The sequence below is a fragment of the Ruegeria sp. SCP11 genome, assembly GCF_040329455.1.
GTDB lineage: Bacteria > Pseudomonadota > Alphaproteobacteria > Rhodobacterales > Rhodobacteraceae > Ruegeria > Ruegeria atlantica_E.
The window spans coordinates 71439-85363 of record NZ_JBDZYG010000001.1; the positions used below are offsets into that span (position 1 = coordinate 71439).

Annotated in this window: 14 protein-coding genes and 1 tRNA gene; 7 read left to right on the forward strand and 8 right to left on the reverse strand. The window is 51.7% G+C overall.

All coding sequences use genetic code 11. The annotated features are described in order from the left end of the window. Window positions 1-42 precede the first annotated feature (42 nt). On the forward strand, window positions 43-837 hold the full coding sequence (locus tag ABLN94_RS00340) for a sulfotransferase family 2 domain-containing protein (RefSeq protein ID WP_352988118.1): 795 nt from the start codon (window positions 43-45) through the stop codon (window positions 835-837). A 1106-nt stretch (window positions 838-1943) separates the two neighbouring features. On the opposite strand, the gene ABLN94_RS00345 is transcribed toward ABLN94_RS00340, so the two are convergent. Together ABLN94_RS00345 and ABLN94_RS00350 are read right to left on the reverse strand one after the other, a co-directional pair. Further along, window positions 1944-2522 carry a hypothetical protein gene (locus tag ABLN94_RS00345; protein ID WP_352988120.1) on the reverse strand — a complete coding sequence of 193 codons (579 nt, stop codon included), beginning with the start codon at window positions 2520-2522 and terminating at the stop codon, window positions 1944-1946. 4 nt (window positions 2523-2526) lie between these two features. Next, the gene (locus ABLN94_RS00350) at window positions 2527-2823 is read right to left on the reverse strand and encodes a hypothetical protein (RefSeq protein ID WP_209509588.1); all 297 of its coding nucleotides are present in this window, start codon (window positions 2821-2823) and stop codon (window positions 2527-2529) included. Between the two features lie 141 nt (window positions 2824-2964). Between ABLN94_RS00350 and ABLN94_RS00355 the strand changes: the two genes are divergently transcribed. Next, entirely contained in the window at window positions 2965-3792 is an 828-nt protein-coding gene (locus ABLN94_RS00355) for a heparin lyase I family protein (protein WP_352988122.1), read from the forward strand. Window positions 3793-4238: 446 nt separating this feature from the next. Next, window positions 4239-4886 (forward strand): FG-GAP repeat domain-containing protein, encoded by a 648-nt coding sequence (locus tag ABLN94_RS00360; protein ID WP_352988124.1) that lies wholly within the window; start codon window positions 4239-4241, stop codon window positions 4884-4886. Between the two features lie 90 nt (window positions 4887-4976). On the opposite strand, the gene ABLN94_RS00365 is transcribed toward ABLN94_RS00360, so the two are convergent. The 4 genes from ABLN94_RS00365 to ABLN94_RS00380 form a co-directional block, all read right to left on the reverse strand. After that, window positions 4977-5549 (reverse strand): tyrosine-type recombinase/integrase, encoded by a 573-nt coding sequence (locus ABLN94_RS00365; RefSeq protein ID WP_352988126.1) that lies wholly within the window; start codon window positions 5547-5549, stop codon window positions 4977-4979. Window positions 5550-6061: 512 nt separating this feature from the next. Beyond that, window positions 6062-6400: a hypothetical protein gene (locus ABLN94_RS00370; protein ID WP_352988128.1), complete on the reverse strand. Its 339-nt coding sequence runs from the start codon at window positions 6398-6400 to the stop codon at window positions 6062-6064. A 9-nt stretch (window positions 6401-6409) separates the two neighbouring features. Then, window positions 6410-7825: a tyrosine-type recombinase/integrase gene (locus ABLN94_RS00375; protein WP_352988129.1), complete on the reverse strand. Its 1416-nt coding sequence runs from the start codon at window positions 7823-7825 to the stop codon at window positions 6410-6412. A gap of 163 nt (window positions 7826-7988) precedes the next feature. Further along, window positions 7989-8062: transfer RNA gene (locus ABLN94_RS00380), tRNA-Cys, on the reverse strand. Between the two features lie 230 nt (window positions 8063-8292). Between ABLN94_RS00380 and ABLN94_RS00385 the strand changes: the two genes are divergently transcribed. The 3 genes from ABLN94_RS00385 (at window position 8293) to ABLN94_RS00395 (ending at window position 11316) form a co-directional block, all read left to right on the forward strand. Further along, complete coding sequence (locus tag ABLN94_RS00385) at window positions 8293-8946, forward strand: protein-L-isoaspartate O-methyltransferase family protein (protein ID WP_352988131.1); 654 nt, start codon at window positions 8293-8295, stop codon at window positions 8944-8946. Window positions 8947-9042: 96 nt separating this feature from the next. After that, window positions 9043-10461 (forward strand): TolC family outer membrane protein, encoded by a 1419-nt coding sequence (locus ABLN94_RS00390; protein WP_170490564.1) that lies wholly within the window; start codon window positions 9043-9045, stop codon window positions 10459-10461. Window positions 10462-10536: 75 nt separating this feature from the next. After that, a complete protein-coding gene (locus ABLN94_RS00395) occupies window positions 10537-11316 on the forward strand; it encodes a hypothetical protein (protein ID WP_352988133.1) in 780 nt (259 codons plus the stop codon). Window positions 11317-11319: 3 nt separating this feature from the next. Here the strand turns inward: ABLN94_RS00395 and ABLN94_RS00400 are convergent, their stop codons facing one another. Beyond that, window positions 11320-12777: a cobyric acid synthase gene (locus ABLN94_RS00400; protein WP_352988134.1), complete on the reverse strand. Its 1458-nt coding sequence runs from the start codon at window positions 12775-12777 to the stop codon at window positions 11320-11322. Window positions 12778-12838: 61 nt separating this feature from the next. Here ABLN94_RS00400 and ABLN94_RS00405 point away from each other — a divergent pair, with 61 nt between their 5' ends. After that, on the forward strand, window positions 12839-13408 hold the full coding sequence (locus ABLN94_RS00405; protein WP_352988136.1) for a cobalamin biosynthesis protein CobQ: 570 nt from the start codon (window positions 12839-12841) through the stop codon (window positions 13406-13408). 67 nt (window positions 13409-13475) lie between these two features. Here ABLN94_RS00405 and ABLN94_RS00410 read toward each other — a convergent pair whose 3' ends face one another. Continuing rightward, window positions 13476-13796 (reverse strand): DUF6280 family protein, encoded by a 321-nt coding sequence (locus tag ABLN94_RS00410; RefSeq protein ID WP_037310273.1) that lies wholly within the window; start codon window positions 13794-13796, stop codon window positions 13476-13478. Window positions 13797-13925: the final 129 nt, after the last annotated feature.

Here is a 13925-nt window from a genome sequence, read left to right on the forward strand (position 1 = left end):
CGTTGAGATTTGTGCGTGCAATATTACTATTAGGCTTCGTGCATGACTAATGATACTCTTTATACGCCGCAATTCTCGAGCAGTGAATTTCGATCACTTGCGAACCACTATAGAATCCGCGGCAAAAGAGTAGACGTAAATTATGCATACATCAGAAAGAATGCGTGCACTGCATTTAAGCGACTGATCAATGACAAGACTCACCCCAGATATTTTCTCTCTAGGCTAGTGGGTCGAAATATATATGGTCACTTCCACATTAAGGGAAATATGGCGTATCATCAGGCGAAGCTTGAGGATGGGCAAGATGCAACAGGTGCGCTAAATCTATTTGTATACAGAAATCCGCTGGATAGGTTCATCTCTGTGTACTTAAATAAATTTGTTCGAAGAGAATATGCGAGTGATATACTAAGTAATTATAGAACGATCACTGGGTTAGACCCAGATGCAGCGACTATCTTTGATTTCTTGGCATATGCCGAGTTTGAAATGAAAGACCTTGATTGCCATATGTACCCCCAGAAAGCCCATTTATACGAGATTGAATATTTGGCAGTTGAAATGGGGAACCTTAGAGACTCCATGTTGAAAGTTTTGAGAAAGGACATGGTTGACAGATTTTTTGTAGCTAGAGTGAATTCCACCGATTCTGATACATCAAGTTACGCGCGGTTTTTGGGTGATCATTGTGCAAGAGATTTGATGGAGCTGCGCTCACAGGGTGTTAATTTCGGAAAGTCTAATCTTGTATCTGGGGAATTGGAGAGAGTTGTTCGCGAGATATACTGGCAGGATTATGAAATGCTTGACGAGTTGGGAAGTAAAGAGGCATAGTTTATTCGATCGGAGTGTAGGAAGTTGATTGAACTTCTGATAACGCCTGCGTCTCAGGTGAAATCTATCGCGTTTCTCAACTTGTTCTCGTTCAGGTTATTAATGTAGCGCCTAATAGTATTCAGTTTATTTAGCACGCAAGAAATTTGAGGGCGCGTTGATATCCTTGCCTGCTAGTTTATTTGCACGCTGCCTTTTGAAAAAGAGTCCACGAATGCGTTGTCAACTATTTAAACAAATTGAGGGGTGCTGCGCTTAGAGCTTTTGAGAATGGCGGCTTAATTTAGTTCGTTGCTAAACTGATCTTTTGATCAGACCATCAAACTCACCAGCTTTGACGGCCTTCAAAACCAGCCATGCAATCTCAGGAAAACTTAGCAACATCGCCCACGACTAAGTCCGTTTTTCCACGTTCAATTTAAATGATCTGTTTGACACGCGTAAGAAAAAGCGTACCTGAGCTTAAGCATCGTACCAATACTAAGATTTGATGGGTTTGTTTATCTTCCCGTTCGAATTATCCCTGTAAAAAACTCCTGAGCCTCGTTTTCGAGAATGTCGACATCATCCAGTGTCAGGGGGCTCCCTGTGAATGAAGGGATCGTGCGAAAGCATCAACCAGAGACATTTGAAAGCTGAATGTGGGCTTTTAGCCGTTTATCCAGTTCTCACCTAAACCTTTGAGGGTGGCCGAAACATTCTGGTATTTGAATTCGATCGCGCCCTTTGATCGGCCAACTAGCTTTTGAAGATTTTGTTTTGCTTTGCTGTATCGCTTACCCGCTAACACGCCAGAATGTATAGAAAAATAGTCCTCCAAGAGAGCGCTGTTTTCGAAGTCTGACCAATCCTCACCCCGCATTTCGCCAGGCTATGCCGGGGGATTACTTTTGTCACGCAAAGGAAAAATTGCGAACTATTGTGTGAACTAGCCTGCAAACCGGGCGAAGCACTGTTCACCAAGTATGGGAGGCGAGTACCGGAATCGAACCGGTGCACACGGATTTGCAAAAGATCTACATTAATAATAATTTAATAAATTCAATACTATACGTGGTATAATTTTCAATGTGCGCCATATTGTGTACAATCAAATTTTTCCGCAATTAGTTGATCTTATTCGCCTCTTCAGCTGCCTCGCGCATGACTTTAAAAGCCAGCATGAGGATTAGCATACAAGCGAACAATCCACTTACGTCGCCAATGAAATAGCCAATCAGCGTATCTGTGTTGTGACTAAACGCCCATCCCATCCCAAAGGTGTTGATTGCTGAGGCAATCGCACCTGCTACCATCACATCTCGCCAATTTGCTGCTCGATTTGCCGTTATTCGAAAGTCCATCCCAATCTTTGCTAGCGCCCAAAAGGTTACAGCGGCACACACTATTCCAGAGAAAACACCAGCAAGCCCCGCCAGTGTGAAACCCGCAACCCCAAAGTTCATCCAGTGCGCTAGTAAGGCAGTTGGAGCGAACAGCGGTATAGCTTTCCAACCCATCATCCATGCTGACAATACGCGGACGCCATGTGGGAGGAAAAGTAAACTGGCATAGGGTGCTAGCTCAGGCGTGTATTGGGCTTGTAGTGGGAGCAGAATGTAAATTGAGATTCCAAATGCGAGTAAGTGCGCAAGCGAAATAACAAGAAACGGGGTCAGCAGGTTTTGGTTTCTAAGTGCTTTCAACGGCTCAGCTACCTAGCTCTTTCGACACGACATACGAAGATCGTTGTCGCCCCTGCGCGTGTTGCAAATACCCTGCTTCTACTAGCTCTCGCAATGCTCGAAAAAAGGCGCTGCGCGATACGCCATTCAGCAATTCATGTTGCCGCAGTTCTTCCGTCTCAACCGTTTTTGAAGTTTCGCTCAGGAGCGTTGCGGCGTACACAATATTTCTCTGCACGGCACTTAAATCATCAATACCTAAGTCCCGCTCCATGCCAAGTAGCAATTGCTTCAGACGTGCTAATTTTTCAATCCCTGCCATGCTTAAGCTCAAAACTGCAAACTAGATGTCTTCCAACATAGGGCTTGACTGGCACGCACAACAAGTCCCAATTTTGTACTTATATCTAATGCACAGACCGTTTTGTGCCGCGTTAACTAGAAAAGTTGGAGGATTGAGACAGTGAAAATTTTTGTACCACAAGTAATTTTGGTGGTGGCAATTGTCTTAGCTACATTCAGTGGTCCGTCGAATGCGGGCGGTGTGAGATTTGAGCAGAGCGCTTCGAACTTGCCAAACTCATACAAGCGGTTGCGAAAATTCGAAGGAATCGAAGCAAAGCGTATCCATTCGTTTTCGATTTATGGCGGTGATTGCGTAACATCAGCCTACGGCGATGGAACAGGTAAGGGTGACTGTTCCTATGGATCCGTGCGCTCCATGCTTAGGGAATCGAAAGGTGATGGTCGTTGGGTTTTTCCCCAACCGTCAGAGGCTTGGTACGGCTGGGACATGCTCATTCCAGATTCATTTCCAACTCGTGGGTCACAGACTAAAGGCGGCTACATTTTTGCGCAGTGGAAAGGTTATCGCTGCACACACGCGTCCCTATCCCATTGGACGAGCAAAGGTAACGATGACGCCTTATTTTTGAAGTTGCAGGTAGCGAGTGGTGATCCTGCCAATCACGAATGCAAAAACGTTGTTCGAATACCATTGATGAAAATGCGGGATTTCAAAGGACAGTGGCGGAATTTTCAAGTTTTTGCGAAGTGGTCCCACCAGTCAGATGGGCAAATCATCATCTATTTGGATGGTCAGCAGGTTGCGAATTACAAGGGTCCTACACTTAACGTGCCTCCAAACCACCCGCACAAAAAAGCGAAAATGAACCACTTTGATATTGGCGTTTATTTGTGCTGCACGGCAGGGGTTAAGCACGTCCGCCCAGGCACGGTGTACTTCGCGAATGTGAAGCGTGCAGGCAGCCAAAAGAAGCTTAGTAGGTAAGCGCTCTGATCTGGGGTTTGGTTCATGTATTTCTCAGTGTCTTAGAACCCAAAAACACGAGTCATATTTAGGAAAACTATGCTCATTAAGCGGGTACCAAATATAGCAGCACTGGTTGCACTTATGATCGCCAGTCCGATTCTGTCAGGCAACGTTAGCGCGCAACCGTCAAGCGCTGTTTCAACCAACATCACTAAGACTGGGCAAAGGCCGCGCAACCTCCCAATGAGTAAGAGGGTGCTTGCCAGAGCGTTCTTCGATGCAAATGGTGACGACGGCTGGACTACTTTGCCGCTCAGCAAAAATACAACTTTAGTCAAACTCCTAGCACTGCGAGCAAGAGCGACTTCGTGTTGTTCTTGGGTGCTGGTAGCGGCGGCTACAAAAGGTCCACGAAGCTGTTAGCGGGTGCGGGCAGGGGATGTATTCATCCACGTAAAGCAGTTGTGAATGACTACAACCGCGACGGGCAGTTGGATGTCTTCGTTGTCTGTCACGGTTGGGATAAGCGGCCATATCCAGGTGAACGAAACAAAATCGTACTGAGCCAACCAGATGGTAGCTACGCAATACGGGACGCTGCAAATGATGTTGGCTTCTTTCATAGCGGAGCATCTGCGGATTTTAATGGTGACGGGAACCCAGATGTGATTGTTACAAACAACTTTGATGAGCGCCCCGTGCGAGTGTGGCTGGGGGACGGCAAAGGTGGATTTCGTGTCACGACTAAGACGGTACCGTCAGAGCTAAAAAAGCGAGGAGACTTCTTTACAGTTGAGCTTCCTGATGTTGATGGCGACGGACGTTTTGACTTGTTTGTGGGAGGACATGAATTTGGCAACTCTGCACCTACGAAAGTGTTTTTGAACAAAGCAAAGAGGGGCTTTCGTGCAGGTAAATCAATAACCGTTCCCGCTGTGAAAGGTGAGGGGGTGGTATTGGATGCGGTGGCCACTGGAGTTGCAAGCGGCAGGCAGCTTTGGGTATTGCGTACATCTGGTGGCGACGGGAGTTTTTACAAAGGGTACTGCATCCAAGCGTTTGATTTAGAAACTAGTACTTCGAGAATTTCTCGCTGCAACAAAATTCTCTAGGTGGTTTCCATGGATTACTTCTTGGGATTACAACGGCCGCACGTTTGTAGGTTCTGACAGCACAACTGATGGAGTGAGAGTAGCTACTGACTAGATTAGCTCAATGGCGTTGCGAAGTTTGCTTTCGTTGTAGTCAATGTAGCGTTGCGTTGTACTTATGTCTTTGTGCCGTGCCAGGGCCTGTATTACCCGCACGTTCACTCCCTTGTCCGCAAGCTCCGTCAAAAACTGCCTGCGTCCGCTGTGCGAGCTAGCGCCCTTAATGCCTGCCGCTGCATAAAATTTGGCAAACAGGTTCACAATCGTCTGAGGGCTGAACCCGCCGCGTTTTGCACTGAAGAACAATGGAGCGTCAGGTTTGCCAACGTGATGGGGATGGGTGTTTGCGTACACAGTAAGAGCTTTGCTCAACCTATTGCTGACAAGAATTGTTCCTGCTTCATCGCCCTTGGTTTGTGCTGCCGCAAGAAAAACTGTGTCACGCGGGTTGCCGCTTGCGTCAAAAACATCACCAACGTTCAATCCTGCAATCTCACATGCGCGCAACCCTGCAAAAAAGCTGAATGCGAAGATGGCGCGGTTGCGGGCGCTGTAGCGATGGGCATCTATGACTGCATAAACGCGTTTCTGTTCCGCTTGCGTCAGTAGCTTTGCTTGTTTCATGTTTCAGCCTAAGTGTGTGGTTTCGTTGCAATCCATTGTAAAGCCACACATTTTGCCAAGCGATCGAAAAAGGCGCTGATGCTAAACCACTGAGATCAATAGCTGTTCAGTGAAAAAGTTAGATATTATTGGAAACCTAACATTTTGCTGGGAATGCTTCGTTGCCCGCAATTTCCGCGATCTTGTGACGTTCAAGCAGATAGGCTTCTAGTTCGTCTTTTTGAACAAGACGGCGGTTGGTACGTGCAGTGCAAATACGGAAACAAGGCGCTGGCGATTGGCAATGGAAACGCAGTATTTGTGAAGACTTCGAAAGACATTGCTAGCGCGTTGAGCGTGTTGAAAGCGGCGACGGAAGCTGGCGAACTTGACGAGGCGATTGCGAAGGCGACACAGCGCAGGAAGGCAAAGTAAGACGTTTTGGTCGACGCGAGCGTTTTGCGACACTCGCTGACCGCCCAAAACAAGCGCTGGAGTGATTAGTTTTTCGACGTTCTGTTTTCTATGCAGTATTATCGTAGGTCTTGAAGCCGCTTTTCGACATCAAGCTGCTTCCTGTTTGCCAAACGCTGATTGCCAAACATCAAGCCAACAGCCACAAAATACCAACGAAAGAACCACGGCGTTATGAAGAACAACGCCGCAAGCCCAATTGGAAAGCCAATTAAGACAAAGACTAAGGGCACCTTGTCTATTAGAATAAGAAAGATTGGAGCTAGCAGTAGCACAGGCAAAAGACCCCATATCCACAGCGTTCCAGTGAAAAACAGGGCAAAAATAGGCAGCTTATTGCTCCATCGCAGCGCCCAGATTTCATGGCGCAGGAATTTTTCAGCTATCCAATTTTTCATTTCAGTGTCTTAGCCGTTCAGTATCCGCAGTAATGTATCACCCTTTATCAAGTCGTCATTCTTTGCTGCCAGCGCTTTCATCGCAATCTCTTCCGTCACCACGTAGTTCTGTCGTTCAACGCCCAAAGCTGCCAGCAGCCCAGTTTCATCTAGTTTACCCGCTGTAAGCATATTGAACGCCGTTTCCACCACTCCGCCGTTGTTTGGCGTTGCCTCTTTCTTTGGGCTTTTTCGCATGTCGCGTCCGCTGTGCATTTCAGCGTTTAGCAAGGGGCTGTATTTGCTGTAGTGCTTGTCCAACATCGCCGTGCTGTTGCCCATTTGTTTGCTCAAAGCGTGTGTGCTGATGCCGCGCTTCAAGTCGCGTGTCGCGTAGTAGTGCCGCAAGCTGTACAGAGTGCGGGATTTGCCGTCAGCGCCAGCTTTCAAACCCAAGTCATCCAGCAGCGCATTAAATGCGCGGTTTAAGCTCGCGATGTTTGCAACTGCGCCTAAGCGCGTCTTGAATACATGTTCGTTGGATTTGGCTGCGACGAGCTGAGCGAAGCTGTCGTAGCTGAGAGCAGGGTTCAGCTTACTTTGTCTGTCCAAGTAGCCTTCCACTGTGTCTCGCGCCACTGCGCTTCTCTTTCGCGTTTTCCCGTCTACGTTCACAAGAAGGTAACGCTCGCCGTCTTTTTCCTGCCATTCGATGTTGCGCCAACGCAGCCCTAATGCTTCTGTGCCGTGTCGCACGCCAGTGTTTGCGAGAAACAGCACATAGTTGCGTAGCACCTCGCGCGTTGCTGCTGCTTTTTTATCTTTCGTCTTTTTGTGCCAAGTGCGCAGTGCCGTATAGATTTTTTTATTCTCAGCGTCCGTGAAGCTGCCTCTGCTTTCGCTTTTGACGCCTTTGTTTAGCAGAGTGGGGCGCATGGATTTTACGATCCAGCCGTGCAGCTCTGCTTCATCCAAAACTCTGTTCAGCGCTGCATTGTGATTATTGATGCCGCTTTGTGAGAATGGTTTTTTGTTCGTCTCAGTACGCCACGCGTCAAAAGCCGTCAGCGCAGCCAAATCTATCTTTGCTACATCCGTATTGCCAAAGTACGGGATGAGCCAAATACGCAGCGCTGAGAAGTAATCCTTGTAAGCTTGCTTGCCGCCACCCTCATCAAGTTCGCGCTGCATTCTCTCAATGGCATACTGTGCAACATGCTTGAATTTGCGGGTTTGAGCGGGGAGGTGGTTTTTAATGCGCGCTTTGGTTTCGTGGTACAATTCAATAGCGCGTTCTTTTGCTTCTTCTAAGTCGTCCGTCTTTGTGCTTTTCACAACACGTTTGCCGTTGTCCAAAGTAAGCCGCACGTACCAATTTTCGCTGCCCTGGCGCTTATCCAACTTCAGTTTTTTGTGCACATTTTCAGTGGTAACGCCGTAGCTCATCGCGTGCTGCTTCGCCTAGTTGCCTGTTTTTTCTCAGTATACGGCAAAAGGTCAAAAAATGCAGTCGAATCTGCACGCGGACTGTGTACGAATTGTGCACGAAAGTCGCGCGGCTATATCTTGTGTTGGTGGGGGTAAATTTGGCGGATTTTACAATATGTTGTGGAGGCGAGTACCGGAATCGAACCGGTGTACACGGATTTGCAATCCGCTGCGTCACCACTCCGCCAACTCGCCTTTTCAAGTAATATCAAATACTTGCCGTGGTGTGGGCGGCGTTTTAACACCTTTCGTCTGGGGCGTCCAGTGGGTAGGGTACAAAAATCCAATTCCCTTTTTCTGGCATGCGGCGCAATGCCATCCCAAGATCTTGCTTTCCTTTAGAGCTTTCAGCGTTACAGCCGTTGCCGGTTTAATCTGGATATGGCACAAACCGGGCATACTTGGGACTTAAAGTGAGCGATCCAATGACAGATTTCGCAACCCGGCGCCGCACGATGGTTGATACACAAGTTCGACCTTCCGATGTAACGAAATTTCCTATCATTGACGCTATGCTGACTGTCCAGCGCGAGAATTTCGTGCCCGATGCGCAGCGCGAAGCCGCCTATGCCGAAGGTGTGATTGATCTTGGCGAGGGGCGCTGTCTGCTCGAGCCGCGTACGCTCGCCAAAATGCTCGACGTCTTGAATATCTCGAATGGCGAGGTCGTTTTGGATATTGCCCCGGGGCTGGGGTATTCCACGGCCGTTGCAGCGCGTATGGCGCAATTGGTGGTTGCTGTCGAAGAGGATGAAGCCCTTGCTGCCGAAGCTCAGACTATCCTGATGGAGGCGGACGCAGATAACGCGATTGTGCATGTGGGTCCGCTTGAGCAGGGTGCCACCGAGCATGGTCCTTATGACGTCATCATGATTCAGGGTGGGGTTGAGCAGGTGCCTGATGCACTAATCGCACAATTGAAGGACCACGGCCGCATCGCCTGCCTGTTCGTCGAGGGCGAGCTCGGTACGGTTCGGATCGGTCATAAATCTGGCGGCAAGTTGACCTGGCGTCATGCGTTCAATGCTAATGCCCCGATTTTGAAAGCATTTTACACGGAGTGTGCATTTTCGCTATAGTTCTTGTGCATATTACAAAGCTGCCTTGATTAGTTGAACACATACGCGCAAACTGCGGTCAGGGCAGCGTAATTTTGATTTGAGAAGGATTTCGTTATGCGTGCAAGGACGGGGACGAAGTTTGTGAAGGCTTTGGCACTAACGGCGGGTATAGCGCTGAGTGCTATTCCAGGGCGTGCGGTTTGGGCGGATAACCTGACCGATGCCTTTATCGGGGCTTATAACACCAGCGGTTTGCTGGAGCAGAACCGGGCGCTGTTGCGTGCGGCCGACGAAGATGTTGCGATTGCGCTGTCGGCGCTGCGACCGATCATTAACTGGGCGGTGGAAGTCAGTCAGGACTATACGCGCAATTCTACAGACTTGGGCGTCGTCAGAAATGAGCCTACCAGCTTTTTCACGGGACTCACGTTGAGCCAACTGATCTATGATGGCGGCTTCTCGGTATTGGGCAAGCAGTCGGCGCAGGAAACGGTACTGGCGACGCGGCAGTCTCTTCTTGATGTCGAACAGCAGGTTCTGTTCCGTGGCCTGAACGCCTATTTGGGCGTCTTGCTGCAGGAAGAAACAGTGCAGATTCGGTTGAACAACGTCGATGTGTCGGCTGAGGAACTGCGTGCATCTCAGGACCGCTTTGACGTAGGCGAAGTGACCCGAACGGACGTCGCGCTGTCCGAAGCGCAGCTGGCCAGCTCACAAGCGGATCTTGCGGTTGCACGTGGTAACTTGAGCATTGCGCAGGCGGAATACGTCAACGCCGTAGGGAAACAGCCCGGGCGCACAGCCGGTCAACCGAGCCTGCCGAATCTGCCTCGGTCGGAAGCTGAGGCCGTCAGCCTGGCGCAGCGCAATCATCCGGCGATCCTGTCGGCGCAGCACCAGGTGCGTGCGCTGGATCTGGTGGTTCAGCAAGAACGTGCCAACCTTGGTCCGAATGTCAGCCTGAACGCAGATGCAGGCATCCGCGAAAGCTATGACAACGATGACAGCCTCGAAGATGCGACCATCGCGCTGCGTTTCAACCAGCCGATCTATGCCGGTGGCCGTCTGGCAGCCAGTGTCCGTCGGGCCATGGCAACACGGGACGCATCGCGCGCCAACCTACTAAACGTGCAGAAGGACATCACCCAAGGGGTTGCGGATGCTTATGCGGCATTTCAGGCCGCCAGTGCCAGCCTGCGGGCGTCGACCGAACGCGTACGTGCATCGCAGGTTGCTTTTGACGGTATCCGCGAGGAAGCAACTCTGGGTGCGCGGACTACTCTGGACGTTCTGAACGCGCAGCAAGACCTGCTGGATGCTCAATTGGCCGAAGTTGCATCGCGTACTGAACGTTCCCGGGCAGCGTATCAATTGCTGCAGGCGCAAGGTATTTTGACGGCTGAGCGTCTGGGTTTGGCGGTGCAAATCTATGACCCGACCCTCTACTACAACCTGGTCAAGAACGCACCGGCACAGGTCAGCAAGCAGAGCAGGGATCTGGACCGCGTCCTCAAAGCGTTGCGTCGGGATTAATGCTCCAACACTACCTGTTGTGAGGTCCGCCTTGTTTGGCTACACTCGCTCTTGAGGATAGAGCGGTAGAGAACAATGACGGATAAAGTCGTACGAACGGGAATCGAGGACGTCTTGTCCTCGATCAAGCGTTTGGTTAACGAAGAAGGCCGAAAATCTAAGGCCGTGCAATCGACAACCATAACACGAAAACCCGGCAGGTTGGTTTTGACCGACGCATTGCGGGTCGGCGAGGATGCGGGTGTTGAAGACCCGACGCATTTCCCCAAGGAAGAAGCGCCATACCGGGTGGAAGACTCGGTTAAGCCGATGATTCTGAGGGCCTGCGACATTGTTCAGCACGCGGAGCCAGCCGACGCACAGCAACCTCACCCCGCACCGAAGAGTGACCCGGTTGGAAGCTTGAGTGCAAAAATTGAGGCTTTGGAAACCGCAATCGCGAAAACCGAAGATCAGTGGGAGCCGGACGGCGACAGTGACGACGAATATGCTGGAACGCCGAACGGGACGTTGGTTTGGGGCGCCGAGGAAGAATTTGCCCTAATCGACTCCAAACCCCCGGTCGCTACAGATTCGACGGTCGAAAAAAAATCGGTGCAAGAGGAGCCCGAACCTGCCCCCATTGCGACATTTGTCAGAAGCCCTCGGCAAGCATCTGCCGAGGAACCCAAACTCGATGAGGGAAAGGTGAAGACTGCCTCGTTGACTTTAGACGAGGATATGTTGCGCAGTCTGATTGCTCAGGTCGTACGGGAAGAGTTGCAAGGTGTGCTGGGTCAGCGCATCACCCGGAACGTCCGCAAGATGGTGAGACGCGAGATTTATCGGGCATTGGCCGAGCAGAAACTGGATTAAGCCTTACGCTCGCTTCGGAACTCGGGCCAGTTCAAGTAGCTGATCCAGATCCATATGCTGTTCCAGATGGTCGGCCAGAGCGTCAAGCGTGTCCTCGACGCTATCCTCATAGGACAAATCCGAAACGGCACCCAGCTGCTTCAGATAGCGGGCGCGGAATTCGTCGGAAGAGAAGATTCCATGCAGATAGCTGCCGAGAATCCGTCCAGTTTGATCGGCGGCTCCTTCGGGGCGATTTTCAATCTCAAGCCATGCGCGGCTGCAATCCGGCCCTTCTGTGCGACCCATGTGAATTTCGTAGCCTGTCACCGGATCGTTGTCCGGAACGGTACGAGCCGTGCGAAGGGTAACCGTCTTTTCACCAGCCATGACGGTGGTTACATCCAACAGCCCAAGCCCCTGGACCGTGCCGGGGTGACCATCGACGCCCTCGGGGTCGCAGATGGATTTGCCCAACATTTGAAAACCGCCGCACAGGCCCAGCACATGACCGCCCCTGCGAACATGAGCGTACAGGTCGACATCCCAACCCTGCGCCCGGAAATAGGCCAGATCACCGATCGTGGATTTGCTGCCTGGCAACAGGACGAGATCGGCATCGCCAGGAAGGGGGCGTCCGGCGGGGATGATCTCGACCGTAACACCGGGTTCGGCTGACAGCGGGTCCAGATCGTCGAAATTGGCCATCCGCTCGAGTTGCGGCACAACGACCTTACATGCACCGCCGCTGTGTGAGCGGATATCCATCATATCCTCGGCGGGCAGTTTCCACGCGTCATGGAACCACGGCACAACGCCCAGACAGGGCCAGCCAGTGCGCGCAACAATGTCGTCGCGCCCCTCGTCGAACAAGGATACATCGCCCTTGAACCGGTTCACGGCAAAGCCCTTGATCATCTCTAGATCGCCCGCGTTCAACACGGCCTGGGTTCCTACGATCTGAGCGATCACGCCACCGCGGTGTATGTCTCCGACCAGAACCACAGGCACTTCGGCAGCGCAGGCAAACCCCATATTGGCGATGTCACCGTTGCGCAGGTTGGTCTCAGCCGGGCTGCCCGCGCCTTCGATCAACACAAGATCGGCATCGCCGCACAGGCGGTCAAAGCTCTCCAGCGCCGCCCCCAGAAGTTTGGACTTATCCTTGCGATAGTCACCCGCCTTCATTGTGCCCGCGCGTTGGCCCTGAACAATAATCTGCGCGCCGGTGTCAGTTTCCGGTTTCAGCAGAATCGGGTTCATATCCGTGTGAGTCGGGCGTTTCGCCGCGCGGGCCTGCAGAGCCTGAGCGCGACCAATCTCTCCGCCGTTTTCGGTTACGGCCGCGTTGTTCGACATGTTCTGTGGCTTGAACGGCGCAACCTTCAGCCCTCGCCGCGTATAGGCACGCGCCAGTCCGGCCACTAAAACCGATTTCCCGACATTGCTGCCAGTGCCCTGAATCATGATGGCGCGAACCATGGCCGTCTCCTATACGTTGACGCGCACATGACCTGATTTGAGGCCAAAGGGAAAGCCCCGGATGAACACGCCCTCGCATCTTTTGATCGGTGCCGCGGCATTTGCGCGGCCTGCACGGGGAGCAATTCTCTGGGCTGCGATGCTTGGATCGTTGCTGCCTGACCTGTCACTGTTTGTCATGGTCGGGGTATCCCTGTTCATTCTACGCATCCCGCCGCAGGTAGTTTTTGACGAACTTTATTTTTCCCCCGCCTGGCAGACGGTGTTTGCAATCGACAATTCTTTTATTTTGTGGGGGGTGGCACTGGCGTTTGGGCTTTGGCGCGGATGGCGGTTTCTGACGGTGACCGCGTCCGCTGGCCTGTTGCATCTGGCGATGGATTTCGCGGTGCATGCGGACGACGGTCGGCCGCAGTTTTGGCCACTGAGCGATTGGGTCTTTCACAGCCCGGTCAGCTATTGGAACAGCGCGCACCACGCGCTTTTGGTCGTGCCGGTATCTGTGGCGATCTGCGTGGGGTCTTATGTGGTGCTGTGGAACAGGGGGCTGTCGGTGGCTGCCAAGCTGTTCTTTACCTCGCTTCTGGTGGTCGAGTTATGGGTCGCCCGCCAATGGCTTCTGTTTTTCTGACCGGCGCAAAAGAAAAGCGCGCCCCGATGTACGGGAGCGCGCTTTTTCCGTCAGAGGTCGCCTTTGATCAGGCGGCTTCAGCTTGCTGAGCAGCGTTGCGACGCTCGCTTTCTTCACGCGACAGTGCGACCGAGGTACGCACGCCACGACCAACGAACTCCATCAGTCCGCTGACAACCCGTTCGTTCGGGTCGATACCCGCGCAGGACAGCACTTCGCGACCATCGCGTGAGCGCGCCCAACGGGCGATTTGTTCAGGGCCATTGCCGTATTTCTTGTCATCGGCGATAGCGTCATCCAATGCAGCCAACACAACGGCCGCGAAAAGTTTGCGTGCACGATTGCCTTGCTCATTGTTAAAGGCAGTGCCGTCAACGAAATCTCTCATCTCGTCTTCCTTGTTGTTCTTGCTCTTGCATTTTCGGCGTGACGGTCCTTATGACCTATTCGGCGTGATTCGGATACAGCTAAAATGCATAGTTGCGTTGCGTCATGTGCATGGCTTGCTGCAAGTGCA

Excerpts from the sequence above, each read along its gene's own strand:
- ABLN94_RS00395 (WP_352988133.1), top strand. The coding sequence starts at position 10,537 with ATGACGGATAAAGTCGTACGAACGGGAATCGAGGACGTCTTGTCCTCG.
- ABLN94_RS00365 (WP_352988126.1), bottom strand. The coding sequence starts at position 5,549 with ATGAAACAAGCAAAGCTACTGACGCAAGCGGAACAGAAACGCGTTTAT.
- ABLN94_RS00375 (WP_352988129.1), bottom strand. The coding sequence starts at position 7,825 with ATGAGCTACGGCGTTACCACTGAAAATGTGCACAAAAAACTGAAGTTG.
- ABLN94_RS00370 (WP_352988128.1), bottom strand. The coding sequence starts at position 6,400 with ATGAAAAATTGGATAGCTGAAAAATTCCTGCGCCATGAAATCTGGGCG.
- ABLN94_RS00350 (WP_209509588.1), bottom strand. The coding sequence starts at position 2,823 with ATGGCAGGGATTGAAAAATTAGCACGTCTGAAGCAATTGCTACTTGGC.
- ABLN94_RS00410 (WP_037310273.1), bottom strand. The coding sequence starts at position 13,796 with ATGAGAGATTTCGTTGACGGCACTGCCTTTAACAATGAGCAAGGCAAT.
- ABLN94_RS00340 (WP_352988118.1), top strand. The coding sequence starts at position 43 with ATGACTAATGATACTCTTTATACGCCGCAATTCTCGAGCAGTGAATTT.
- ABLN94_RS00405 (WP_352988136.1), top strand. The coding sequence starts at position 12,839 with ATGAACACGCCCTCGCATCTTTTGATCGGTGCCGCGGCATTTGCGCGG.
- ABLN94_RS00390 (WP_170490564.1), top strand. The coding sequence starts at position 9,043 with ATGCGTGCAAGGACGGGGACGAAGTTTGTGAAGGCTTTGGCACTAACG.
- ABLN94_RS00385 (WP_352988131.1), top strand. The coding sequence starts at position 8,293 with ATGACAGATTTCGCAACCCGGCGCCGCACGATGGTTGATACACAAGTT.
- ABLN94_RS00400 (WP_352988134.1), bottom strand. The coding sequence starts at position 12,777 with ATGGTTCGCGCCATCATGATTCAGGGCACTGGCAGCAATGTCGGGAAA.